The organism is Streptomyces sp. NBC_00353, from assembly GCF_036108815.1.
GTDB lineage: Bacteria > Actinomycetota > Actinomycetes > Streptomycetales > Streptomycetaceae > Streptomyces.
In genome coordinates this window covers 4804087-4828396 of the sequence record NZ_CP107985.1, presented here as the reverse complement: position 1 = coordinate 4828396, position 24310 = coordinate 4804087, and the positions used below count along the sequence as shown (strand labels likewise).

Here is a 24310-nt window from a genome sequence, read left to right as displayed (position 1 = left end):
CGCAACCACCTGGGGTTACGGGCGTGGCGAACGCGGTCACGGCACACCGATCACGCATATGGGGCGCATCGGTGCATGGACGGGGGCGCGCATGAGGCGGTGCGTCGATGGGCGGGTAGCCACACGGGGGAAATCCGGAACAGTTCGCCCAAGCCGAATATGTACCAAACGCGAACAACGACACGATGAGCGAGCCAATACCGTCAACAACGCGTAAACGACCAACACCGTGAATGTGTGCATTTCTTCTGCAATTGCCGGGCAGTGATCTCCCCATCGATCACTGCGGCCTCAGGGGGAAACATGGCAGCCAGGCCTCTCGTCGCCCGCCAGCCGAACGAACGGCTCCAGGGACTCATTCAGGAAGCCGGATGTTCCAACGCGGGCCTGGCCCGCCGCGTCAACATGGTCGGAGCGGAGCGCGGCCTCGATCTCCGGTACGACAAGACCTCCGTGGCCCGCTGGCTGCGCGGACAGCAACCCCGCGGCCGGGCACCGGGAATCATCGCCGAGGCGCTCGGCCGCAAGCTCGGCCGTACGGTCACGATCGACGAGATCGGGATGGCCAACGGCAAGAATCTGGCGTCCGGCGTCGGCCTGCAGTTCGCACCGACCGTCACCGGCGCGATCGAGCAGGTCTGCGAGCTGTGGCGCAGCGATGTCGGCCGCCGTGACTTCCTGTCCGGTTCGGCGGTCGTGTCCTCGGCGCTGGTCGAGCCCAGCCGGGACTGGCTGATCACCGCGGCCGACCCGCAGGTGGCGCGGGCCGCCGGGGCCCGGGTCGGGATGTCGGACGTCGAGGCGGTGCGGGCGATGACGGCCGCACTGGTCGATCTCGACCACCGGTTCGGCAGCGGGCACGTCCGGCCGGTGCTGGTGCATTACCTGAACAGCGTGGTCTCCGGGCTGCTCGCGGGGGCGTACCGCGAAACGGTCGGGCGGCAGTTGTTCGCGGCCGTTGCCCGGCTCACCGAACTCGCCGGGTACATGGCGGTCGACACGGGGCAGCCCGGGCTCGCCCAGCGGTACTACATCCAGGCGCTGAGGCTGGCGCAGGCGGCGGGCGACCGGGCGTACGGCGGCTATGTGCTGGCTGCGTCGATGAGTCATCTCGCCGCCCAGCTCGGAAACCCAAGGGAGATCGCGCAGCTGGCGCGGGCCGCGCAGGAGGGGGCACGGGGGCGGGTCACCCCGCGTGCCGAGGCGATGTTCTACGCGGCGGAGGCCCGCGGGCACGCCCTGCTCGGCGACGCCCGCACCTGCCAGCAGGTGACGGGCCGGGCGCTGACGGCCCTGGAGCACGCCGAGCCGGACACGGGCGACGACCCGGCGTGGATCGCCCACTTCGACCACGCCTATCTGGCCGACGAGCTGGCGCACTGCCACCGCGACCTCGGTCAGGCCGAGGCGGCCGTCCGGCGGGCGACGGAGTCCCTGGAGGGCCACCCGGAGTCCCGGGCCCGCCGCCGCGGCATCGGCCTGGTGCTGCTCGCCACGGCGCAGGTGCAGCTGCGCGAGGTGGAGCAGGCGTGCCACACGGGGATGCGGGCGATGGAGCTGCTGGGGACGGTGCGGTCCAGCCGGGGCACGGAGTATCTGGACGATCTGCGGCAGAGGCTCGTGCCGTACGGGGACGAGCCGGCGGTACGGGAGTTCGGGGCGCGACTGGAACTCCAGGCGGCCTGACCGGGGCGCCCGTTAACTGCGCCGTGAGGGCGCTGTGTGTTACTGCCCCGGTGAAGGGGCGGTGAGCGAGAACGGGCGCTTGGCAAAGGGTGGCAACCACCCGATAGCGTGAGCCGACGATTCCGTAGGTTTACACGTAGGAGTCCCGGTGACGCAGAGCGGACAGGGTGACGAGCAGCTCCCTGCTGTACGGCCCACGCACGAAGGTGTCGTGCTGCCCGCAGGTGGCGGAGAGCCCTGGATACCGGGCGGAGCGGCCGACCAGGCCGCTCCCGCGGGTGGGCAGCCGTGGGGCCAGCCCTGGGGGCCTCAGGCGTCACAGGGACAGTACGACCACGGCCAGTACGACCAGCAGCAGGGCCAGTACGGCCAGGGCGGCCAGTACGACCAGCAGCAGGGCCAGTACGGTCAGGGGGGTCAGTACGACCAGCAGCAGGGCCAGTACGGCCAGGAGCCGTCGTACGGACAGCAGCCCCAGGGGCAGCCCCTGCCCCAGCCGTATGCACAGCCGTTGCCCCCGGAGGTCGTGCCGGGCACGGGTGCGGACGCCGCTGCCACGCAGTACATCGCCCCGGTGCCGGCCGGTCCCGCGCCGGGCGGTCTCCCGCCCGAGAGCCCCGCGGAGGCCACCCAGTTCCTGGCCCACACCCAGCCCGCACCGGCTTCCGACGCCGATGCGACCCAGTACATCCCGCCGGTGCCCGGGGGCGCTCCGTACAGCATCAGGCCCGGGACGCCCGGCGAGCGGCAGCCGCCCGCCGAGTTCGACAACCTGTTCCGCAGCGAGGAACCCGCGGGCGCCACGCAGCAGATGCCCCGGTTCGACCCGGGACAGGCGGCGCCGTACGGGGGCGCACAGCAGCCCCCGTTCCAGCAGCCGCAGCCGCCGCAGCACAGCGAGCCGCCGCAGGGGCGGGCCGGGCAGCGCAAGAAGCCGTCGCACGTCCCGCTGATCGCCGCGGTCGTCGTCGGCTGCGCGATCATCGGGCTCGGCGCGGGTGCGCTGATGAGCGGCGACGACAAGGGCAAGGACGACAAGCAGCCGGTGGCCGCGGCGAGTTCACCCGCCGCGAAGCCCTCCACGCAGGCGGCGGCCGACCCGGCGAAGCCGCAGGCCGAGGAGCTCGACAAGCTGCTGGCGGACAGCAACAACAGCCGTTCCACAGTGATCGCGGCCGTCGCAAAGACCCAGTCCTGCACGGACCTGGACCAGGCGGTCACGGATCTGCAGGGCGCCGCTCAGCAGCGCCGCGAGCTGGTGACACGGCTGCAGGGGCTGTCCGTGGACAAGCTCCCCGATCACGCGCAGCTGACCGAGGCGCTCACGAAGGCCTGGCAGGCATCGGCCTCCGCCGACGACCACTACGCGGCGTGGGCCCGCCAGGCCAAGGACGGCAAGAAGGTGTGCAGGCACGGGAAGGCCCGTGCGACGTCCGAGAAGGCTCAGGCCACCGTGGCGAGCGGTGAGGCGAGCAGGGCGAAGCAGCGGGCGTCAGGGCTGTGGAACTCGATCGCGACGAAGTACGGGCTGACCCGGCGATCGTCGACCGATCTCTGATCCGAAAATCGGCGTCTCCGGCGTTCGAGGAGCGGGGACCCGGGGGCGGAGCCCCCAGGTATCGGGCAGGGAGGCGGGGCTGTTCCCCCCGCCCCTCACCCCTTCGCGCTGGCGTCCGCCAATGTCTTCGTCACGTCCACAAACCCCTTTTTCTCCGCCACCAGCCGTCCCTTCCGTACCACTTGGAACGTCACCTTCCGGTTCACGATCCGCGGGTACGCCGACGACCCCAGCATGTCCTCGAACCGCCACCTCAGGACCGGTGTGAGTCCGCCGGTGTCCGCCCGGACGCCCTGGTTCAGGGCAACCGTCAGCTTGCCAGCGCTGATCTGCGGGTCGTCGATCGCCGTGACGATCTCCTTCAGCGCCGTGTACGCGATCCACGTCGTCTGGACACCCGTGTCGTCCGGGTCGATCCGGTTGTCGCCGAAGGCGTGCTTCCGGATCACCTCGCGCATCTCGTCCCAGCGGGCGTCCCCCGCGTCCGGGTACCAGCCGGCGACGTAAGCCCCCTCGAACGGGCTCTCCCGGCCGCCGGTGCGGTCGATCAGCGGCTGGTCGACGCTGCCGAGCACGGAGGAGATCCGTACGTCCCCGTACGACGGTTCGAGCCGGCGGAAGGAGTCGAAGAACGTCTCCGTGCGGTCCCCGAGCACCGCCGTCACACACCCGTCGGCCGTTCCGGCCCCCTGCAGCGCCTGACCGGCCGCCTCGTCGTACGAAGTCGCCGACTCCGCGGCCCGGACGTCCGTCGGAGCCGGCCGATGCGCTTCCTTGAGGCCGGTGTTGAGCAGCCACGCCTGGTTCTCGCCGCCCAGTGTGTCGGGCCGCACCACGGAGACCCGCTCGCAACCGCGGGCGAGCTGCTTGGCGTTGCCCGCGAGGAGCGCCGGCTGGCCGCCGTTGACGGGGTACGAGTCGTAGCTGCTGAACTCCTCCTCGGAGGCGCCGTAGCCGCCGATGTACGGGATCCCGGCGACCTCCAGCGGCGCCATGAAGGCCTGTCCGTGCCGGCTGTACGAGCCGACGACCGCGACCGCCTTCTCCTTGACCGCCCGCCGGGCGCAGTTCCCCGCTCCGACCGAGGTGTCGCCCTCGTTGCATGTGACGACGAGCAGTTTGTGACCGTCGATCCCGCCGTTGTTGTTCACCCAGCGTGCGTACGTCCGCGCCATGGCGGTCATGCCGGCCATGTTCGCCGCGTCGGGGCCGGTGGAGCCGTTGGGGGCCCAGGTCATGACGGTGACGGGCTCCCTGGAGCCCCCCGTGGCCCCAGGGAGTACACCGCAGCCGGTCATCAGCAACGCCCCGACCGCCGCCATACATGTGAGGAGTTTGTAGGGACGGGGGGAGGTGAGGCGTCGCCATCCGGTCATGGGCATGAACATTTCCGCGCTTGGGGTAACGCAGATGTGTGCTTCGCTCAACGCTCGGTGACATCCAGGTGAATTGCGGGGGCCGATGCATGCCCGGCGACAGGGAACGTACGATCGACAACCGTGCAGCAAGGTTCGGAGAACACTTCCCGTCGCGGCCGTCGCTCCTCCACCATGGGCGGCATGCCGCTCAATGACGTTCCTTGGTGGCGCTGGCGCAGCAATGTGCGCTCGGCGCTGCACATGCTCTCCGACCCCGTCTTCCACCACGAGTGCTGGCTGGCCGGCCGGGAAGGGTACGGCGACGTCACCGACGCCGTGTACCGCCTGGTCGAGGACACCTGGCTGGACAACTGGTCCGCCGAGAAGTACGTCGGGACGGTCTTCCGTGACTCCGGCGAGGCCGCCCTCGTCGACGTCGCCGTGCTGCGGGTGCTGCGCATCATGCACCAGGTCGGCGCCGATGCCCCGGTCTCCGCCTATCTGGAGCACCACGGCTGGCCGGAGGCCGTACGGGCCGCCCGCGAGGCCCATGTGCTGCTCGCCTCGAACGACGGCGAGGACCCGGACGTTCCGCCGCGTTCCCTGGATGTGCTCCGCATCATGACCAGGACCGCCTGAACCGCGGTCGGTGTGGCACGCTACGGACATGACCGCGCCGCAGCCTGCTGAGACCGTCGCCGAGCAGTACGTCCTCACCCTCTCGTGCCCGGACAGACAGGGCATTGTGCACGCCGTGTCGAGTTATCTCTTCATGACCGGCTGCAACATCGAGGACAGTCAGCAGTTCGGTGACCACGACACGGGTCTCTTCTTCATGCGCGTCCACTTCTCGGCGGACGCCCCGGTGACCGTGGAGAAACTGCGCGCCAGCTTCGCCGCCGTCGGGGACTCGTTCCGGATGGAGTGGCAGATCCACCGGTCGTCGGAGCGCATGCGGGTCGTACTGATGGTCAGCAAGTTCGGCCACTGCCTCAACGATCTTCTCTTCCGCGCCAGCATCGGGGCGCTGCCGGTCGAGATCGCGGCCGTCGTCTCCAACCACACGGACTTCGCCGAGCTCGTCGCCTCGTACGACATCCCGTTCCGGCACATCCCGGTCACCAGGGAGAACAAGCCGGAGGCGGAGGCGCAGCTGCTGGAGCTGGTGCGCACGGAGAACGTCGAGCTGGTCGTCCTCGCCCGCTACATGCAGGTCCTCTCGGACGACCTGTGCAAGCAGCTCAGCGGCCGGATCATCAACATCCACCACTCCTTCCTGCCCAGCTTCAAGGGCGCGAAGCCGTACCACCAGGCGCACGCCCGCGGGGTGAAGCTGATCGGTGCGACGGCGCACTATGTGACCGCCGACCTCGACGAGGGGCCGATCATCGAGCAGGAGGTCGAGCGGGTCGGGCACGGTGTCACGCCGGACGAGTTGGTCGCGATCGGGCGCGATGTGGAGTGCCAGGCGCTGGCCCGCGCGGTGAAGTGGCACGCGGAGCGCCGCATTCTGCTCAACGGCCGCCGCACGGTGATCTTCGCGTAGCGCGCCGGACGGTACGGCTCAGAGGCGGCTGAGGGACGCCGCGGCGAACAGGACGTCGCGGATCGCCTCGCGGTCGCCCCTCTGCCCGGCGGCCGCCTCGACGGGCGACACATGGCCCGCGACCAGCTGGCAGAACTCGGCGCCGTCCAGCGCCACCTGCGCGACCGTGTGGGCGGGTGAGCCGAGCGCGGCCGGGGAGTCCAGCGCGATGTACCAGTTGCCGCCGCCCGAGCCCTCGATCTCCAGATGGAGCGAACGGCCCGGCGAACCGGCCGTCACCAGATGCCGGGCGGGCCCCGCGAGTCCGGCCTGGCGACGTCCGGCGAGGGCAGCCGGGAGGAGCCGCGCGGCCAGGTCGATCATCCGGTGGAGATGGGCGGCTGACGGGGCCTCGTACGGATAGTCCACCGCGTTCGCGATGTCACCGCCGTGCACCCAGCACTCGAAGGCCCGGTCCAGCATGGAGTCCTGCAGCGGAAGGGCGAAGTCCCCGTACGAGACGGAGAGCTCGGCGGCCCCGCGGCCGGCGAAGGACACCGTGCGGATGAGGGCGTGGCTCTGCTCGCGCCAGGGCCCGCGGACGGCCCGGGTGGGCGGGCGCCGGGCGGCCGACCAGTACGCCTCGGTGCGCGCGCCGGGGGAGAGCGGGACGCCGCCGCCCCGGGCGGAGTCGCTCCCGCCCCGCTCGGCGGTGGCGTTGCCGAGCGGATCGTCCAGGCCGAGGGCCGTGCCGACCAGTCCGTCGACGGTCATGAGATGGCCGATCACGCCGGCGACCGTCGTCTTCCGGTTGACCGCCCGCTCACGCTCGAACCACTTCAGACGCACCGGCGCGTGCCACTCCGAGCCGCCGATGTCCCGGAGCAGCGCATCGAGCCGGGCGGTCTCCGCGTCGTACGGAGCGGCCCAGTCCGGCACCGGGATCTTGGCCGGGCGGCGGCTCAGACAGGCGTCGAGCACCCGGGAGCGCAGCATCGGATCGAGGTCCAGGCTGCCGTCGGTGTGCAGCAGGCCGACCGCGTCGCGCAGCCGCAGCGCCTCGTCCGCACAGGCGGCGCACTCGGTGAGGTGCGCCTCGACGGCTTCGGTCTCCTCGGCGGAACAGGCGGCGAGGGCCCACGCGCCGAGGAGGGACTTGAGGACGCGGTGGGGGAGCACCAGGGCAGGCGGGGTCGCCAGGGCCGGCGCTGCCGGGGGTTCCGTGGGTGCCGTACGTCCCGTGAGCTCCGTCGGTCCCGCCGGTCCCGCCGGTTCAGCCGTGGACTCCGGCTCCGCTTCGGGCTCCGGTGCCCCCTGCTGAGCGGGGTCCGTGCGCGGGGCGGGCAGCGGTACGGCGTCGAGGTCGAAGTCGTCCGCGGCGGCCCGCGGTCCCGGTATGCGCCGTGGGCCCCGCACCTCGTCCTCGCGCCCGTCCGCGTCGTCGTTCGTGCTCACAGGGCCCGTCCGTATCCGGGTGGCGAGGACCCTTCGAGCGGGCGGGTGTTGGCGGTGGAGAGCAGCTGCAGCCCGAGCCGCAGGCGACGGCGGGCCTCGTCCTCGGTCACCCCGAGGTCGGCCGCGGTCTGCCGGTAGTCCCTGCGCTGGATGTAGGCGAGCTCCAGCGCGGCCCGCAGCGGTGCGGGCATGGAGGCGACGATGTAGTCGGCGCGGGCCGAGGCCGTGGCGCGCCTCACCCGCTCCTCCAGTTCCTCCCGGGCAGCGGTGTCTTCCGCTCCGCCGGTCTCGCTGCCGTCGTCGTCGGTCCCGTCCTCGTACCCCTGCGCGAACGCGGACGGTGCTGTCCCGCGCAGCCGCCGCACGGACTGGCGGTGGGTGAGCCGGGCCACCCAGGACCGCATCGAGCCCTGCTTGGGGTCGTACGCGTCGGGGTTCTCCCACACGTAACCGAAGACTTCGCGGGTCACCAGGTCGGCGGCCGGCTCGTCGTCGAGCATCCGGTGGGCCTGGCTGTGTACGAGCGACGCGAAACGGTCGTAGAGCTCGCCGAGGGCTGCCGCCTCGCCGCGTGCCAGCCGTTGCTGCATCTTGCGGTCCCAGCGGGGTGGTGTGTCTTTCGCCATAGGACCCCCAGCCCTGTACCCCTCGTCCCGTCGAATGTAGTCGGCCGTACTGACCATGCACGTCTCTTTGCGGCAAGTACGCCCCGGCGAACGCCCTGGATGGTAGGGAATGCGGCGTCCAGGGTGTTGGAATCGGACCTGAAGTGATCATTTCTGCCTGAAATCAGCTGTGCCTTCCTCGACGGGTCGGTGTTTCATGGGCGCGCGGTGGGGCAGCCGCGAGGAGGAACGGATACTTCCGGATCTCTGGGATCCCTGGAACGAGAGGCCGAGTTGCGTGACTCTGCAAGTGGCCGAGACCGAGCAGGGCCCATGGACCGTACTGCGCATATACGGCGAACTGGATCTGGTGACGTCGCCGGTCGTCCGCCAGAGCATCCACGACGCCGTCGCCTGCGGGCGGCACGATGTGGTGCTCGACCTCTCCGAGGTGCTGTTCTGCGATTCCAGCGGCGTCGGCGTACTGGTCGCCGCCCGCCGCCTGATGCGCTCCTGCGGCGGCCGGCTGCGACTGATCCTGCCCGCCCGCGGCGCCGAGGAGGGCTCCCACGTCAACCGGGTGCTGGCCGCCCTCGGCGTACGACGGCTGTTCGAGGTCTACCCCGACCGGGACGCGGCCGTCGACGAAGAGGCCCAGCCGCTCTCGGCCTGAAACGTGTCCGCCACCCCGTGTTAAGACCAGGTTGTAACACCGGTGGCGCGCGTAAGTGACACGTGACGCCCTTCGGCGTCGTACGCTCCCCGCATGGACAGCGCAGAGTACGAGCGCAAGATCGCTTTCCGGTTCGCCGCCTTCGACCAGGACGGCAACGGATACATCGATCGCGCCGATTTCAATGCCGCCGCGGCCCGTCTGCTCGCCGAATTCGGCACGACGGCCCGCTGTGACAAGGGCCAGGCGCTCTACACCGGGGCCGAGGCCTTCTGGCAGGGCATGGCGGGCATCGCCGACGTGGACGGGGACCAGCGCGTCACCCGTGAGGAGTTCGTGGGCGGGGCCGTGAAACGGCTGCGCGACAACCCCGAGCGCTTCGCGGAGATCGCCCGCCCGTTCCTGCGCGCGGCGATCGCCGTGGCCGACAACGACGACAACGGCGCGGCCTCGGTACCGGCCGTGGAGCGTGCGCTGAAGGTGCTCGGTGCGAGTGCCGAATCGGCGAGCCTGGCGGCACGGAGCCTGGATGCGGACCATGATGGCCGGATCGCCGAGGAGGACGCGGTGGCCGCGTTCGCCGTCTACTTCACGGTGATCGAACCGGACGCGTAGGGCCCTTCCTCCGGGCCGGTCCGCAGCGCCCCACTGACCGGGCCGGGTGCGTGGCCTCCTCGCCGGGGCCCCACCCGGCCCCACCCCGGCGCGCCGGGGTGGGGTGTCCCGCGCGTCCGCGGGGGTGTCTCCCGCCGGTGCGCGGAGTGTGTCCTGTTGTGCGCGTATCAGGAGAACTGCTCGCGCAGCTTGTACTTGAGCACCTTGCGCAGCGTCTCATTGCGCGGCAGCGCGTCCACCACCTCCAGCTGCTCGGGCAGCTTGTGCACCGCGAGCCCCTCCGTGCGCAGATACCCGGCGAGCTCCGCCAGCGTCAGCGTCCCGGCCCCGGCCGGCTGCTCGACGACCGCGCAGACGCGTTCTCCGCGCTCCGTGTCCGGCAGGCCGATCACGGCCGCATCGGCCACGCCGGGGTGGCGGTGGAGGAGGTCCTCGATCTCCTTGGCGGAGATGTTCTCGCCCTTGCGGATGATGATGTCCTTGAGCCGGCCGGTGAGGACCAGATGGCCACTCCTCCGGAGACGGCCGACATCACCGGTGACGAGGAAGCCGTCCCCGTCGAAGGCGTCCCGTGTCGCGTCGGCGTCCAGGTAGCCCCGGCAGACGGCCTCCCCGCGCAGCCGTACCTCGCCGTCCGTGCCGTACGGCAGCGGCTTGCCGTCCTCGTCGGTGATCCGAATCTCCATGCCCTCGGGCGGCCGGCCCTCCGTCTCGGCGAGGTGCTCCACCGTGTCGTCGGGGGCGCCCATGGTGATCATGGGGACCTCGGTCATGCCGTAGCCGTGGGTGAGCTGGACGCCCATCTCCCGTACGACCGCGTGGTAGATCTCCGGCGGTTTCGGAGCCCCGCCGCCCGCCAGGAGCCGCAGGGTGGGGACCACCCTGGCCGTGGGGTCCTTGCGCTGTTCGGTCAGGAACATCGAGTAGAAGGCGGTCGAGCCGCCCGCGACCGTCACTCCGTGGCGCCGGTAGGCGTCCAGCGCGCCGGGCATGGCGAACTGCTCGAAAAGGACCGCCGGAAAGCCGTAGAGCAGCAGCATGACGGTGTAGTCCGGCCCGGCGATATGGGCGAACGGGAACGCCATCGAGCCGATGTCGTCGGCCGACAGGTGCAGCGCGTGGGCCAGACACGAGCCGCCCGCGATCAGGCTGCGGTCGGTGTGCAGGACGCCCTTCGGATCGGAGGTCGTCCCCGACGTCCAGTAGATCCAGCGCACCGCCGTGCCGTCGGTGGGCGGTGCGGGCAGTACCGCCGGGTCGGCGTCCGGCAGCTGGTCGTACGCCTCGAATATCAGCGGCGGACGGTCCAGCTCCGCGGCCAGCCGGTGCGCCATCGCCGTGTGGTCGAAGCCGCGCCAGGTGCCGGGTACGGCGAAGAAGCCGGCCTTCGACTCGCGCAGCGCGAACCCCACCTCGCGGTCCCGGTAGAACGGGATGACGGGTGTCTGGACGGCCCCGATCCGGGTGAGGGCGAAGGAGAGCAGCGCCGTTTCGAGGCGGGTCGGCAGCTGCCAGGCGACCACACTGCCGGGGCGCACCCCCAGCCCGTACAGCCCGGCCGCGACCCGCTCGCAGCGCTCGCGCAGTTCGCCGAAGGTGAGGGAGCGGTCGTCCTGGAGGAGGACGGGACGGTCCGGGGTCAGCGCGGCGCGGCGCTCGATGAGCTCCCAGAAGGTGGCCGATGCGCCCAGGGCGTGTGCGGTCTCGTTCACTGCGTTCCCCGCTCCCTCGTAGCTGACGGGTAGTCAGATCGTGCGGAGAGCGTAGAGCGCTGCGCCTTGTCGGTCCAGGGGTGCGGAGCTAGCCTGGGGGCCGAACTGAATCTGACGGGTCATCAGATATGTATCGATGCGTACCGGACACGCATCCGGTACGAGCCGTGTGCGCCGAAGGGGACACCATGACGGAACTGCCTCGGATCGTCAGCGTCGACGACCATGTGATCGAGCCGCCGCACCTCTTCTCGACCTGGCTGCCCGCCAAGTACCGCGACCGCGGTCCGCAGCCGCTCACCGCGGGCATCGGCGAGCTGGCGTACACGGGCGGCAAGTACGTCATCACCATGGATCCGGACGGCCCGCCGACCGACTGGTGGATCTACGAGGACCTGAAGTTCCCGTACAAGCGGAACATCGCCGCCGTCGGCTTCGACCGCGACGACATGACGCTGGAGGGCATCACCCGCGCCGAGATGCGCCGGGGCTGCTGGGACCCGGTCGAACGGCTCAAGGACATGGACCTCAACCACGTCGAGGCGTCGCTCTGCTTCCCCACCTTCCCGCGCTTCTGCGGCCAGACCTTCGCCGAGGCGCAGGACAAGGAGGTGGCGCTCGCCTGCGTGCGCGCCTACAACGACTGGATGGTGGAGGAGTGGTGCGGCGACAGCGGCGGCCGGCTGATCCCGCTCTGCATCATCCCGCTCTGGGACATCGACCTGGCGGTCGCGGAGATCAAGCGGAACGCCGCGCGCGGGGTGCGGGCGGTGACCTTCTCGGAGATCCCGACCCATCTCGGGCTGCCGTCGATCCACACCGGCCACTGGGACCCGTTCTTCGCGATCTGCCAGGAGACCGGCACGGTCGTCAACATGCACATCGGGTCCAGCTCGCAGATGCCGGCCGCCTCGCCGGACGCCCCGCCCGCCGTACAGGCCTCGCTCTCCTTCAACAACGCGATGGCCTCGATGATGGACTTCCTGTTCAGCGGGGTGCTGGTGAAGTACCCGCGGCTGAAGCTCGCTTACAGCGAGGGCCAGATGGGGTGGATCCCGTACGCCCTGGAGCGCGCCGACGACGTGTGGGAGGAGCACCGGGCGTGGGGCGGGGTGCGCGATCTGATCCCCGAACCGCCGTCGACGTACTACTACCGGCAGATGTTCTGCTGCTTCTTCCGCGACAAGCACGGTGTCGCGTCGCTCGATGTGGTCGGGCGGGACAACGCGACGTTCGAGACCGACTACCCGCACGTCGACTCGACCTTTCCGCACACGAAGGAGGTCGCCCTCGACCACGTCAAGGGACTGGACGACGAGACCGTCTACAAACTGATGCGCGGAAACGCGATCCGGATGCTGGGTCTGGACCTCGACCGGGACCTCGGCAAGTGACGGATCTGTCCTGCACGCCCGAGGAGGAGGAGTTCCGGGCGCGGCTGCGGGAGTGGCTCGGCGACGTGCTGCCCGGACTGCCCGCCGAGCCCAGTCCCGACGACTGGCCGGGGCGGCGGGCCTACGACACCGCCTGGCAGCGGATGCTGTACGACGCCGGGTACGCGGGCCTGCACTGGCCCGTCGACGCGGGCGGGCGGGGCGCCACCCCCACACAGCACCTGATCTTCCTGGAGGAGACGGAGAGGGCCGGGGCGCCGTACGTCGGCGCGAACTTCGTCGGGCTGCTGCACGCCGGGCCGACGATCGCCACCGAGGGCACGGCCGGGCAGCGGGCCCGCTGGCTGCCGCCGGTCCTGCGCGGGGACGAGATCTGGTGCCAGGGATTCAGCGAACCGGAAGCGGGCTCCGACCTGGCATCGCTGCGGACCCGGGCGGTCCGTGACGGCGACCACTACGTGGTCAGCGGCCAGAAGATCTGGACCTCGCACGCGGAGGTCGCCGACTGGTGCGAGCTGCTCGTGCGCACGGATCCGGCCGTGCCGAAACACCGCGGGATCAGCTGGCTCGCGATGCGGATGGACGCCCCCGGCGTCACCGTCCGCCCGCTGCGCACGCTCGCCGGGTCCACCGAATTCGCCGAGATGTTCCTCGACGAGGTGCGGGTGCCGGTCTCCCACCGGGTCGGCGCGGAGAACGACGGCTGGCGGGTCACCATGGTCACCCTCTCCTTCGAGCGCGGTACGGCGTTCGTCGGCGAGGTCGTCGCCTGCCGTCGCACGCTGGCCGCCCTGGCCGCCGAGGCCCGGGCGAACGGCCGCTGGGACGACCCGGTGCTGCGCAGGACGCTCGGCAGGCTGAACGCCGAATTCCGGGCGCTGTGGCGGCTCACCCAGTGGAACGTCAGCGAGGCGCAGCGGGCCGGGGCCGCCGGTGGCGTGCCCGGCACCGGCGGCTCGGTCTTCAAGCTGCGCTACTCGCAGGCCCGCCAGGAGCTGTACGACGCGGCGGCCGAGGTGCTCGGCGCGGACGGGGCCGATCTGGACCGGGAGTGGGTCCTGGACCGGCTGACCTCGCTCTCGTACACGATCGCCGCGGGCACCTCGCAGATCCAGCAGAACATCGTCGCCGAGCGGATCCTCGGCCTGCCGAAGGGGCGCTGAGCGGACTGTGGACTTCCAGCTTTCGGACGACCAGCGGGCACTGCGGGCCGGGATACGGGAGCTGCTCGCCGGCCGCTTCGGCAGGGACCGGATGCGGGCGGCGCTCGACGCGGGCACGGACGTCGACCGGGTGGTGTGGGGAGAGCTGGGCGCGGCCGGGTTCTTCGCGCTGCGGCTGCCGGAGGCGGAGGGCGGGGTGGGGCTCGGGCTGCCCGAGGCCGTCCTGCTGTTCGAGGAGGCGGGGCGGGTGCTGCTGCCCGGGCCGCTGGCGGCCACCCATCTCGCCGCCGGTGCGGTGAAGGGGGCGGCGGAGGGCGGGACGGTGGTCGCGGTGCTGGACGAGGGCCGCCCGGTCGCCCACCTGGGGGCGGCGGACGCACTGATCGCCGTGGTGGGCGGGGAGGTGCGGGTGCTGGAGGGGGCTGCGCTGCGCGCGCTCGTACGGGGCGCCGCCCGCCCCGTACGGTCACTCGATCCGCTCACGCCGCTGCACCGTGTGACGGCCCCGGCCGCGCTCGGGGACCCCCTGCCCGGGGGCGGGGCGGCGCGGTTCCGGCGCGAAGGCACCCTGCTGTCCGCCGCCGAGCAGCTCGGCAGCGCCGCCCGCACCATCGAGATGGCTGTTCAACACGCCCGTGGGCGTGAGCAGTTCGGCTCACCGATCGGCGCCTTCCAGGCGGTCAAACACCTGTGCGCCCAGATGCTGGTACGTGCCGAGCTGGCCCGGGCCGCGGTGTACGCGGCGGCCGTGACCGCGGACCCGGTCGAGATCGCCGGCGCGAAACTGCTCGCCGACGAGGCGGCCGTCCGCAATGCGCGGGACTGTCTCCAGGTGCACGGCGGGATGGGCTTCACCTGGGAGGCGGACGTACATCTGCACCTCAAGCGGGCGTGGCTGCGGGCCGGGCAGTGGCTGACGGCGGCCGAGGCCGAGGAGGCGCTTGCGGCCGATCTGTGCTGAGCGCACGGCGGACCGACGGCTGACCGGGTGCGCGTGCGGCTGGGGTCGGGACGATGAGTGCCGAGTGCATGTATGTCACGCGAAAGACCCCTGAACTTCACGCTGCGGAGTTACGCAGTGCAGTCGGTAAGTGCCGATACCGGCTTGTGTCCTTTGCGTGATTCGTCACGGGCCGCAGTTGCCGTCGGCTCGGGTACGCTCCGTTGGATGCGAGTGGTTGTGGAACCTGGCGATCCGGGTGTTGCCCGTGGGGCGACTGCGGTCCGGCCGAGGTGCCCTGCTCGCGTTCCTGTCAGAAGCGCCGGGCCTGCCCGTGGGGCGATTCCCGCGCCCTCTGTGTGCTTCTGTTCGACCCCCCGCAGCGTGCGTCGCACAGTATGCACCACGCGTACTCCTTCGCGCTGGAATATGCCCGAAGCGCTTGTTGCGGTGACTGTACGTCAACCATGCTGTCTCGTAAGGGAATCACGTTCCGTGACCCTGAGGAGGCGCGAGGCGATGTGTCCGCCGGTTCGGATGGTGTGAGCGGTGCAGGTGCTTCAGGTTCAGTTGGAGGTCGGGCCGGATCCCGCAGAGGTCGGGCGGGCCCGCAGGTGGGCGCGGTCGAGACTGGTCGGGTCCGGGATAAGGGACGACGAGCCGCTGGCCGAGACGCTCATCCTGCTGATCTCGGAGCTGGTCACCAACGCGGTCGTCCATACCGGCTGTCCGGCCGTGCTGCGCATGCTGTTCGGCGCGGCCGAAACGGCGGGGACGGCCGGGACCGTACGGGTCGAGGTGGCCGACACCAGCTGCCGTCCGCCGCAGCAGCGGCACGCGGCGGGCGAGGACACCGGCGGCCGGGGCCTGGAGCTGGTCGACGGCCTTGCCGACCGCTGGGGCTGGCAGCCGGAAGGCGCCGGCAAGCAGATCTGGTGCGAGGTGGACCGCGGGGCGCCCGTGGTGCAGGTCCAGATGCAGGTGGGGGCACACGGGGCCGGCCTGCATGAGCCGTCGCCCGCCGTCGTCACCCATCCCGCATAGCGGTCACAGGACGGCCACCGGGGCGACCGGGGTGCCGGTGGCGCCGACGAACGGTTCCGGCATCGCGGAGAGCAGAAAGCCGTAGCGCTTCGCCTCCGCACAGGCTGTGGACAGCCCTTCCAGATTCCAGTTCTGGCCCTGCAGCATGCCCATCTCGACCAGGTCCAGCGCATGCACGCCCAGCCATAGATCCTCGATCTCCGCCGGGAAGATCTCGAAGGTCAGTGTGTCATTGGCGACCGCGGCGACATCGCGCGCGTGGAACCACTCGGGCGTCCGGATCGACAGACCGGGCGACGGATAGGCATACGCGTGCTTGTCGCCCGCCAGGTAGACCTGGATCTGCCCGGTCCGTACGAGGACGATGTCACCGGCCCGGACCCGGATCCCGCCGAACTCCTCCGCCGCGTCCAGGTCCTCCGGGGTCACGGCATGGTCGCCGGGCAGCCGGTCCACGCCGCGGGCGCGCGCCACATCCAGCAGTACGCCGCGTGAGACGAGGTGCGGGGGTGCGGCGATGGAGCTGAACTGTGCGCCGCCGTGCGCGGTGACGGTGTCGGCGGGGCGGCCGTTGTAGATCTGCCCGGAGTGCGAGGCGTGCGTGAGCGCGTCCCAGTGGGTGGCGGCCTGCAGGCCGAGCGTCACGACGTCGTCGCTGGTGGCGACCGTGCCGGGGCCGAAGATCTCCTGATTGATCTGGACCATGGCATGCAGCGGATTGACCCGCCCCGGAATCAGCCCGCTCTGCACACCGTCCTGCTGGAGGGCGAGCGCGAGAGGTATCCGCTGCCCGGTGCGGACGGTCGCCGCCGCGTCCCGTACCACCGCGTCGGTGATCAGGTTGAGCGTCCCGATCTCGTCGTCCGCGCCCCAGCGCCCCCAGTTGTTCACGCGCTCGGCGATCTCGTGGAACTCGGCCGGCAGCGGCATGGGGGCCTCCTGGAATCGATGGGTCGCCGGTCTTGTGCTGACGGAGCCGACTACCCATAAAATCTAACGGTCCGTCAGAAACCGCGGGAAGGGGCCGGGCATGGGGAACTTCTTGGCAGGCAAGGTGGTGGCCGTGACCGGTGCCGGCCGTGGCATCGGACGAGCGGTCGCGCTGGCCGCGGCGGCACAGGGGGCCCGGGTCGTCGTCAACGACTACGGCGTCTCCATCGAGGGCGGCGAACCGAGCAGCGAGATAGCCGAGTCCGTCGTCAAGGAGATCGAGGCGGCGGGCGGCGAGGCCGTCGCGGTGGCCGACGACATCTCCACGATGGCGGGCGGACAGCGGATCGTGGACACGGCGCTGGCGCGGTTCGGGCGGATCGACGGGGTCGTCTGCGTGGCCGGGATCCTGCGCGAGCGGATGCTGTTCAACATGTCCGAGGAGGAGTGGGACCCGGTCGTCGCCACCCACCTGAAGGGCACCTTCACCGTCTTCCGGGCGGCCGCGGCGGTCATGCGGAAGCAGGAGGGCGGCGGCACACTGGTCGGCTTCACCAGCGGCAACCATCAGGGCAGTGTCGCCCAGGCCAACTACAGCGCCGCGAAGGGCGGGATCATCTCGCTCGTCCGGAGCGCGGCGCTCGGACTGCACAAGTACGGCGTCACGGCGAACGCGGTCGCCCCGGTGGCCCGGACCCGGATGTCCGCGAACGTCCCGATGGAACTGAAGGAGATCGGCGAACCGGAGGACGTGGCCGCACTCGTCGTCTACCTGTTGAGCGATCGGGCCCGCGAGGAGAAGATCACCGGCCAGGTCTACACGATCGCCGGCCCGAAGATCGCGGTCTGGGCGCAGCCGAGGGAACTGCGGGCGGGGTACGCGGAAGGGGCCTGGACGCCGGAGCGGATCGCCGACTTCCTGCCGGGGACGGTGGGGGTGGATCCGATGCCGATGCTGGCGCAGCTGGAGGCGATGGCGGCCGCGGCGGCGGCGAGGACGAGGCCCAACGCGTGACCTCCCACCGGGGCCCCGCCCCGGACCCCGCTCCTCGGCCGACTGAGGGGCTGGATTTTCCGCCCGACCCCAAGGAGTGGACGTGGACTTCGCGTTCGACGCGGCGGACGACACCTTCCGCCAGGAGGCCCGGTCCTGGCTGGAGGCCCACCTCGCACAGCCCTGCGCCACCGAGGGCGGCCGCGCCTGGGAGCGGGAGCTGGGCCACGCCGGCTGGATCGGCCTCGGCTGGGACACCGGGACGGCCGGCTACGGAAACCGGCACGCCACCCTCACCCAGCAGGTCGCCTGGGCGGAGGAGTACGCGCGCACCACCGCCCCCGCCCGCGTCGGCCACATCGGCGAGAACCTCCTCGCCCCCACCCTCATCGCGTACGGGACCGAGTCGCAGAAGCAGCGGTTCCTCCCCGCCGTCGCCCGGGGCGAGGAGCTCTGGTGCCAGGGCTACAGCGAACCCGGCGCCGGCTCCGACCTCGCCGGGGTGCGGACCGGCGCCGTGCCGGACGGCACCGGCCGGTACATCGTCAGCGGCCAGAAGATCTGGACCTCGCTCGCTCAGGACGCCGACTGGTGCTTCGTCCTCGCCCGCACCACCCCGGGCTCGCAGCGCCACCACGGACTGTCGTTCCTGCTGGTGCCGATGGACCAGCCGGGCCGTGTCGAGGTGCGCCCGATCCGCCAGATGTCCGGGACGAGCGAGTTCAACGAGGTCTTCTTCGACGGCGCGCTCGCCGAGGAGGTGGTCGGCGGCGAGGGCAACGGCTGGACCGTCGCCATGGGGCTGCTCGCCCTGGAGCGGGGCGTCTCCACCCTGGTCCAGCAGATCGGTTTCGCCGCCGAGCTGGACCGTGTGGTCCGGGCCGCCGTCGCCGGCGGTGCGGTCGCCGACGCCGTACTGCGCGAACGGCTCGTCCGGCAGTGGGCCGAGCTGAAGACCATGCGCTGGAACGCCCTGCGCACCCTGGGCGGTTCCGGCGACGCGGGCGCCCCGAGCGTCGCCAAACTGCTCTGGGGCGGCTGGCACAAACGGCTCGGCGAGCTGGCCGTGGAGATCAGGGGCGCCGCCGCAGCCGTGGGCCCGGACGACTGGTCGCCCACCACACCGTACGAACTCGACGAGGCACAGCGCCTGTTCCTGTTCACCCGGTCCGACACCATCTACGGCGGCTCGGACGAGATCCAGCGGAACATCATCGCCGAGCGGGTGCTCGGCCTACCGAGGGAGCCGAGATGAGAGGCGTCGTCTTCGACGGCAAGCAGACCGAGGTCGTCGACGACCTGGAGATACGTGACCCGGGACCCGGCGAGGTGCTCGTCTCGGTGGCGGCCGCCGGCCTGTGCCACAGCGATCTGTCGGTCGTGGACGGGACCATTCCGTTCCCGCTGCCGGTGGTGCTCGGGCACGAGGGTGCGGGCGTGGTGGAGGCGATCGGCGCGGGCGTCACGCATGTCGCGCCCGGCGACCATGTCTCGCTGTCCACGCTGGCCAGCTGCGGCGCGTGCGCCCAGTGCGACCGGGGCAGGCCGACGATGTGCCGCAAGGCGATCGGGATGCCCGGGCAGCCGTTCTCGCGGGGTGGCAAGCCGCTGTACCAGTTCGCCTCCAACTCGGCCTTCGCCGAACGGACCCTAGTCAAGGCCGTGCAGGCGGTGAAGATCCCCGCCGACATCCCGCTGACGTCGGCCGCCCTGATCGGCTGCGGTGTGCTGACGGGAGTCGGCGCCGTGCTCAACCGGGCGAAGGTCGACCGGGGTGACACGGTCGTCGTGATCGGCACCGGCGGCATCGGGCTCAATGTGATCCAGGGTGCGCGGATCGCGGGCGCGCTGACGATCGTCGCGGTGGACGCCAACCCGGCGAAGGAGGCGGTGGCACGGCAGTTCGGCGCGACGCACTTCCTGCCGTCGGCGGACGGCGTGCGCGAGATCCTGCCGACCGGTGCCGACCACGCCTTCGAGTGCGTGGGCCGCACGGAACTGATCCGGCAGGCGATCGATCTCCTGGACCGGCACGGCCAGGCGATCCTGCTGGGTGTCCCGGCGGCGACGGCGGAGGCGTCGTTCCTGGTCTCGTCGATGTACCTGGACAAGTCGATCCTGGGCTGCCGGTACGGCTCCTCGCGCCCGCAGCGCGACATCGCGCTCTACGCGGACCTGTACCGGGACGGCCGGCTGCTCCTCGACGAGCTGGTGACGGAGACGTACCCGGTGGAGGACTTCGCGAAGGCGGCGGACGACGCGCACCACGGGCGGGTGGCGCGCGGCGTGCTGGTGTTCTAGCTCCTCGGGCGCCGCATCCGCGCCCTCACCGACCGACCGCCCCCGCGCGGAACGTCCGCCGGTACATCGTCGGTGACACGCCCAACGCCGCCTGGATGTGCTGGCGCAGCGACGTCGCCGTCCCGAACCCCGCTTCCCGCGCCACCTGGTCGATCGACAGGTCCGTGGCCTCCAGGAGCCCCCGTGCCCGCTCCACCCGCTGCTGGGTCAGCCACTGCCCCGGACTGATCCCGACCTCCTCCCGGAACCGGCGGGTGAACGTCCGTACGCTCATCGACTCCTGCTGCGCCATGTCGCGCAGCAGGATCGGCCGGTCGAGCCGCCCGAGCGCCCAGGCCCGCGCGCTCGTCGTGGTCGCGAACTGAGCCTCGGGGACCGGGCGTTGGATGTACTGGGCCTGCCCGCCGTCGCGGTGCGGCGGCACGACCGTGCGGCGGGCGACGTCATTGGCGACGGCCGTGCCGTGGTCGCGGCGCACGATGTGCAGGCAGAGGTCGATCCCGGCGGCGACCCCGGCGGATGTGAGGACGTCCCCGTCGTCGATGAACAGGACGTCGGGGTCGACCCGGACCTGCGGGAACAGCTGCTGGAAGTGGTCGGCGGACGACCAGTGCGTGGTGGCGGGGCGTCCGTCGAGACGTCCGGCGGCGGCGAGGACGTAACTGCCCGTGCAGATCGAGACCAGGCGGGTGCCCGGCCTGATGTACGCGAACGCGGCGGCCAGTTCGTCCGTCAGCCTGCCCTCTTCGTAGACGGGGCCGAGCTCGTAGGAAGCGGGGATGACGACCGTGTCGGCGGTGGCCAGCGCCTCGGGGCCACGTTCCACGGTGATGGTGAAGTCCGCGTCGGTGGACACCGGACCAGGTGGGCGGACGGAACAGGTCACGACTTCGTACAGCTGCCGTCCCCGGTCACCGGGCTCGGATCCGTACGCCCGGCCGAAAATCCTTTGTGGGATGCCCAGTTCGAAAGGGAGCAGCCCGTCGAGGGCCAGGACGACGACTCGATGCCGCATGGCGGACTCCCTTCACCCCTAGTGGTATAGACCTTAAACTGATACATGTCACTGACGTGAAGGAAAAGTCAGCAGAGCACGAGTGCATTCCCGGCGCGACCCGCGAGAGCGCCCCATCCCCTTCGTCCTCCATCGGCCCCACGGCTTCCTTGCCGCCCCTGGCTGCGCGATGGGACGACGACCGACCGGGAAGCGAGCTCTGGAACCGTAACTTCCGGCTCTTCTTCATCGCCCGTACCGCCGCACTCTTCGGCGACGGCATGATCCCCGTGGCGCTCACCGCGGGTCTGCTGGGGGCCGGCCGGCCGCACTCCTCGGTGGGCTTCGCGCTGGCCGCCTGGATGGGGCCGCTGGCCCTCTTCGTGCTCTTCGGCGGCGTACTGGCGGATCGGTTCACCCCACGCCGGATGATGATCATCGCCGACGCGCTGCGGCTGGTCGGGGCGTCCGTGCTGGCCATCTCCTTCGCCACCGGCAACCCGCCGCTGTGGGCGGTGTACGCACTGAGCTCGGTGGCCGGCGTCGGCGCCGCGCTCTTCCAGCCGGGCGTCGCATCGACGGTGCCCCGGGTGGCGCTCGACGTGCAGCGCGGCAATGCGGTGCTCCGGGTCTCCGAGGCGCTGATGACCATGGCCGGTCCTGCCTTCGCGGGGCTGCTGGTCGGGTTGGCGAGCGCCGGAGCGGTGTACGCGGCGAACGCGTCGACGTTCGCGGTCTCCGGCGCCTGCCTCTTCCTGCTGCGCCTCGCCCCGATGCCGTCCGACGAGGCGCCACGCGGCACATTCGTCGCCGAACTGGTCGATGGCTGGCGGGAATTCAGGGCGCGCAGCTGGCTGTGGGGAGTGATCGCGATCTGGACGGTGTACGGCTTCACCGTGATGGGCCCGATGCTCCCGCTGACCGCGGTCGAGGTCACCGAGGCGCACGGCTCGGGCACGTACGGCGTGATGATGGCGGTGAACGGTGCGGGCAGCGTGCTCGGCGGCCTGCTGGCCCTGCGGCTGAGACCGCGCCGCCCGCTCGCGGCGGGCGCGATCGCCCTGACCGGGGTGTGCGTGAACCTGGTGGTGCTCGGTCTCGGGATGCCGGTGTTCGCGCTGGGGGTCGGGCAGTTCGTGGCGGGCGCGGTGTTCGCGTTCTGGCTGGTGATGTGGTCGACGACGGTCCAGACGCACGTCCCGCCGGAGGCCCTGAACCGGCTGCACGCCTACGACGTGGCGGGCTCCCTGCTGATGCTGGCGGCGGGCCGCGCGCTGGCGGGACCGGTCGCGGACGCGGTGGGCGCTTCGGAAGTGCTGCTGGCCGGAGCGGTGATCAACGCGCTGGTGGTGGGGGTGCTGCTGGCAGCCCGCCCGATCCGCCGCCTGGAGCGGATCGGGTGAGCCGGGCGACCGGGGCGGGGGCCCGGTCCGCGCACCGCGTGGCGGCTGCCCGGACGGCTGCAGTCCGGCCGGGCCGACGACCGTCAGCGCTTCTGCCGGTCCCGCTCCTCGGACTTCTGCATCTCGATGACCTGGAAGACGTGCGCACTGGTCTGCCTGCGCACACTGCCACCGACGAGCAGCGCGGAGCCGAGGACGGAGAGCGGTCCGCAGACCGCCAGGACGGTGAGCTGCTTGGGCAGTTCCGACACCACCGTGCACTGCATGGTGACGCGGTAGCAGTACGCGTCCGCCTGATCCACCAGCAGGAACGCCAGCCAGATCCAGAGCCCGGCGGCGATGAGCAGCAGTCCTGCGCCCCACGCCTGCATCAGTGCGGAACGGTGATGGAACTGCTGACGCGCGACCCATTGCATGAGATCCCCCGGTTCGATCGGCTCGTCCGTCTCATTCGGCCGGGTGAGCGTTCGCCCCGGCCGACGGATGATCGTACGCCTTCCCCCATGGCCCGATCCCTACGAACCATGTCCCTCGGGCCACTCGTGAAGAGATGCCCCGGGGCCGGATGCTGGGTGACGTGACCCAGACAACCGATAGCGCCGCCGCAGGTCCCGCGCAGGACGACGCCCGCCCGGCCGACCGCACGCCGTCCCGCCTGCGCATCCACCGTGCCTGGATCGTCGCCGTCGTCACGTTCGTGACGATCATCGGCGGCGCCGCGTTCAACTCCCTGCCCGGCCTCCTCATCGACCCGCTGCACACGGAGTTCGGCTGGTCGCGCGGGGAGATCGGGCTGGCCGTCTCGATCGACATGGCGCTGTACGGACTGACCGCGCCGTTCGCCGCCGCGCTGATGGACCGGTTCGGCATCCGCCGGGTCGTCGTCGTGGCCCTGTCCACGGTCGCGGCGGGGGCCCTGGCCAGTGTCTGGATGACGGCTTCCTGGCAGCTGATGATCTATTGGGGCCTGCTCGTCGGTCTCGGTACCGGCTCGATGGCGTTGGCCTTCTCGGCAACGGTCACCAACCGCTGGTTCGTCGCCAGGCGCGGCCTGGTCACCGGCATCCTCACCGCGGCCGGCGCCTCCGGCCAACTGGTCTTCCTGCCCCTGTGCGCCTGGATCGTCGAGGAGCACGGCTGGCGGCCGGCCTCGGTGACCGTCGCGCTGGCCGCGCTCGTCGTCGTCCCGTTCGTCTGGCTCCTGATGCGCGACCACCCGGCCGATCTGGGCCTGGCCCCCTACGGCGGCTCGTACGTGGAGAAGCCGGCGCCCGCCCGGGGCGCGGCGGCCCGTACCGTACGCGTGCTGTTCGACGCCGCCCGCACCGGACCGTTCTGGCTGCTGGCGGGCACGTTCGCGATCTGCGGCGCATCGACCAACGGCCTGATCCGTACGCACTTCGTGCCGTCGGCCCACGACCACGGCATGCCCATCACGGCAGCCGCCTCGCTGCTCGCCGTCATCGGGGTCTTCGACATCATCGGCACGATCTTCTCCGGCTGGCTCACCGACCGCTTCGACGCCCGCCGGCTGCTCGCCGTCTACTACGCGCTGCGCGGCATCTCGCTGCTCTTCCTGCCGATGCTGATGGCGCCGACGGTGCACCCGCCGATGGTCTTCTTCATCGTGTTCTACGGCCTGGACTGGGTGGCCACGGTCCCGCCGACACTGGCCCTGTGCCGCGAACAGTACGGCGACGACAGCGCGATCGTCTTCGGCTGGGTCCTCGCCTCCCACCAGGTCGGCGCAGCACTGGTGGCGTTCCTGGGCGGTGTGGCGCGCGACGTGTTCGGCTCGTACGACATGGTCTGGTACGCGTCGGGGGCGCTGTGCGCGACGGCGGCGCTGATGGCGCTGGTGATCCGGCGGCAGGCGCAGACCCCGGAGCCGGCGGCGCTGACCGGCACCGGCTGAGGCGGTCGCCGAGCCGTGCGCGAAGTCCGAAGCCCGGCCGGCAGT

22 protein-coding genes are annotated in these 24310 nt (G+C 71.2%); 15 read left to right on the top strand and 7 right to left on the bottom strand.

The annotated features are described in order from the left end of the window. Nucleotides 1-303: 303 nt before the first annotated feature. Together OHA88_RS21775 and OHA88_RS21770 are read left to right on the top strand one after the other, a co-directional pair. A complete protein-coding gene (locus OHA88_RS21775) occupies nt 304-1686 on the top strand; it encodes a transcriptional regulator (RefSeq protein WP_328626740.1) in 1383 nt (460 codons plus the stop codon). A 148-nt stretch (nt 1687-1834) separates the two neighbouring features. After that, on the top strand, nt 1835-3244 hold the full coding sequence (locus tag OHA88_RS21770) for a hypothetical protein (RefSeq protein ID WP_328626739.1): 1410 nt from the start codon (nt 1835-1837) through the stop codon (nt 3242-3244). A gap of 95 nt (nt 3245-3339) precedes the next feature. On the opposite strand, the gene OHA88_RS21765 is transcribed toward OHA88_RS21770, so the two are convergent. Beyond that, nucleotides 3340-4620, bottom strand: coding sequence for an ABC transporter substrate-binding protein (locus OHA88_RS21765; RefSeq protein ID WP_328626738.1), 1281 nt, complete (start codon nt 4618-4620; stop codon nt 3340-3342). Nucleotides 4621-4794: 174 nt separating this feature from the next. Here OHA88_RS21765 and OHA88_RS21760 point away from each other — a divergent pair, with 174 nt between their 5' ends. Together OHA88_RS21760 and purU are read left to right on the top strand one after the other, a co-directional pair. Continuing rightward, nucleotides 4795-5241: an SCO4402 family protein gene (locus tag OHA88_RS21760; RefSeq protein ID WP_267008006.1), complete on the top strand. Its 447-nt coding sequence runs from the start codon at nt 4795-4797 to the stop codon at nt 5239-5241. Nucleotides 5242-5269: 28 nt separating this feature from the next. Beyond that, nucleotides 5270-6148, top strand: coding sequence for a formyltetrahydrofolate deformylase (purU, locus tag OHA88_RS21755; protein WP_328626737.1), 879 nt, complete (start codon nt 5270-5272; stop codon nt 6146-6148). Between the two features lie 18 nt (nt 6149-6166). Here the strand turns inward: purU and OHA88_RS21750 are convergent, their stop codons facing one another. Together OHA88_RS21750 and OHA88_RS21745 are read right to left on the bottom strand one after the other, a co-directional pair. Continuing rightward, nucleotides 6167-7582, bottom strand: coding sequence for a maleylpyruvate isomerase N-terminal domain-containing protein (locus OHA88_RS21750; protein WP_328626736.1), 1416 nt, complete (start codon nt 7580-7582; stop codon nt 6167-6169). Next, entirely contained in the window at nt 7579-8208 is a 630-nt protein-coding gene (locus tag OHA88_RS21745) for an RNA polymerase sigma factor (protein ID WP_328626735.1), read from the bottom strand. The genes OHA88_RS21750 and OHA88_RS21745 overlap by 4 nt, the downstream gene beginning before the upstream one ends. 277 nt (nt 8209-8485) lie before the next feature. Here OHA88_RS21745 and OHA88_RS21740 point away from each other — a divergent pair, with 277 nt between their 5' ends. Both OHA88_RS21740 and OHA88_RS21735 read left to right on the top strand, forming a co-directional pair. After that, nucleotides 8486-8860, top strand: a complete 375-nt coding sequence (locus OHA88_RS21740) for an STAS domain-containing protein (RefSeq protein WP_328626734.1) — start codon at nt 8486-8488, stop codon at nt 8858-8860. A gap of 93 nt (nt 8861-8953) precedes the next feature. Beyond that, on the top strand, nt 8954-9475 hold the full coding sequence (locus OHA88_RS21735; protein WP_328626733.1) for an EF-hand domain-containing protein: 522 nt from the start codon (nt 8954-8956) through the stop codon (nt 9473-9475). A gap of 167 nt (nt 9476-9642) precedes the next feature. On the opposite strand, the gene OHA88_RS21730 is transcribed toward OHA88_RS21735, so the two are convergent. Then, a complete protein-coding gene (locus OHA88_RS21730) occupies nt 9643-11187 on the bottom strand; it encodes a class I adenylate-forming enzyme family protein (protein WP_328626732.1) in 1545 nt (514 codons plus the stop codon). 188 nt (nt 11188-11375) lie between these two features. On the opposite strand from OHA88_RS21730, the gene OHA88_RS21725 reads away from it, so the two are divergent. The 4 genes from OHA88_RS21725 (at nt 11376) to OHA88_RS21710 (ending at nt 15728) form a co-directional block, all read left to right on the top strand. Then, entirely contained in the window at nt 11376-12581 is a 1206-nt protein-coding gene (locus OHA88_RS21725) for an amidohydrolase family protein (protein ID WP_328626731.1), read from the top strand. Then, complete coding sequence (locus OHA88_RS21720; RefSeq protein ID WP_328626730.1) at nt 12578-13744, top strand: acyl-CoA dehydrogenase; 1167 nt, start codon at nt 12578-12580, stop codon at nt 13742-13744. Before OHA88_RS21725 ends, OHA88_RS21720 begins: the two co-directional genes overlap by 4 nt. Nucleotides 13745-13751: 7 nt before the next feature. Continuing rightward, the gene (locus OHA88_RS21715; RefSeq protein WP_328626729.1) at nt 13752-14705 is read left to right on the top strand and encodes an acyl-CoA dehydrogenase family protein; all 954 of its coding nucleotides are present in this window, start codon (nt 13752-13754) and stop codon (nt 14703-14705) included. Between the two features lie 528 nt (nt 14706-15233). After that, nucleotides 15234-15728, top strand: a complete 495-nt coding sequence (locus OHA88_RS21710) for an ATP-binding protein (protein WP_328626728.1) — start codon at nt 15234-15236, stop codon at nt 15726-15728. 3 nt (nt 15729-15731) lie between these two features. On the opposite strand, the gene OHA88_RS21705 is transcribed toward OHA88_RS21710, so the two are convergent. After that, the gene (locus OHA88_RS21705; protein WP_328626727.1) at nt 15732-16658 is read right to left on the bottom strand and encodes a cyclase family protein; all 927 of its coding nucleotides are present in this window, start codon (nt 16656-16658) and stop codon (nt 15732-15734) included. A gap of 100 nt (nt 16659-16758) precedes the next feature. Here OHA88_RS21705 and OHA88_RS21700 point away from each other — a divergent pair, with 100 nt between their 5' ends. The 3 genes from OHA88_RS21700 (at nt 16759) to OHA88_RS21690 (ending at nt 19953) form a co-directional block, all read left to right on the top strand. After that, entirely contained in the window at nt 16759-17673 is a 915-nt protein-coding gene (locus tag OHA88_RS21700) for an SDR family oxidoreductase (protein ID WP_267003271.1), read from the top strand. Nucleotides 17674-17755: 82 nt separating this feature from the next. After that, nucleotides 17756-18907, top strand: coding sequence for an acyl-CoA dehydrogenase family protein (locus OHA88_RS21695; RefSeq protein WP_328626726.1), 1152 nt, complete (start codon nt 17756-17758; stop codon nt 18905-18907). Beyond that, nucleotides 18904-19953 (top strand): Zn-dependent alcohol dehydrogenase, encoded by a 1050-nt coding sequence (locus OHA88_RS21690; RefSeq protein WP_326628254.1) that lies wholly within the window; start codon nt 18904-18906, stop codon nt 19951-19953. The genes OHA88_RS21695 and OHA88_RS21690 overlap by 4 nt, the downstream gene beginning before the upstream one ends. A gap of 25 nt (nt 19954-19978) precedes the next feature. Here OHA88_RS21690 and OHA88_RS21685 read toward each other — a convergent pair whose 3' ends face one another. After that, nucleotides 19979-20968 carry a GlxA family transcriptional regulator gene (locus OHA88_RS21685; RefSeq protein WP_328626725.1) on the bottom strand — a complete coding sequence of 330 codons (990 nt, stop codon included), beginning with the start codon at nt 20966-20968 and terminating at the stop codon, nt 19979-19981. Nucleotides 20969-21117: 149 nt separating this feature from the next. Here OHA88_RS21685 and OHA88_RS21680 point away from each other — a divergent pair, with 149 nt between their 5' ends. Further along, nucleotides 21118-22350 (top strand): MFS transporter, encoded by a 1233-nt coding sequence (locus OHA88_RS21680; protein ID WP_328626724.1) that lies wholly within the window; start codon nt 21118-21120, stop codon nt 22348-22350. Nucleotides 22351-22433: 83 nt separating this feature from the next. Here OHA88_RS21680 and OHA88_RS21675 read toward each other — a convergent pair whose 3' ends face one another. After that, the gene (locus OHA88_RS21675) at nt 22434-22766 is read right to left on the bottom strand and encodes a hypothetical protein (RefSeq protein WP_328626723.1); all 333 of its coding nucleotides are present in this window, start codon (nt 22764-22766) and stop codon (nt 22434-22436) included. Between the two features lie 161 nt (nt 22767-22927). Between OHA88_RS21675 and OHA88_RS21670 the strand changes: the two genes are divergently transcribed. Further along, nucleotides 22928-24265, top strand: a complete 1338-nt coding sequence (locus OHA88_RS21670) for an MFS transporter (protein WP_443044263.1) — start codon at nt 22928-22930, stop codon at nt 24263-24265. The last annotated feature ends 45 nt before the right edge of the window (nt 24266-24310 follow it).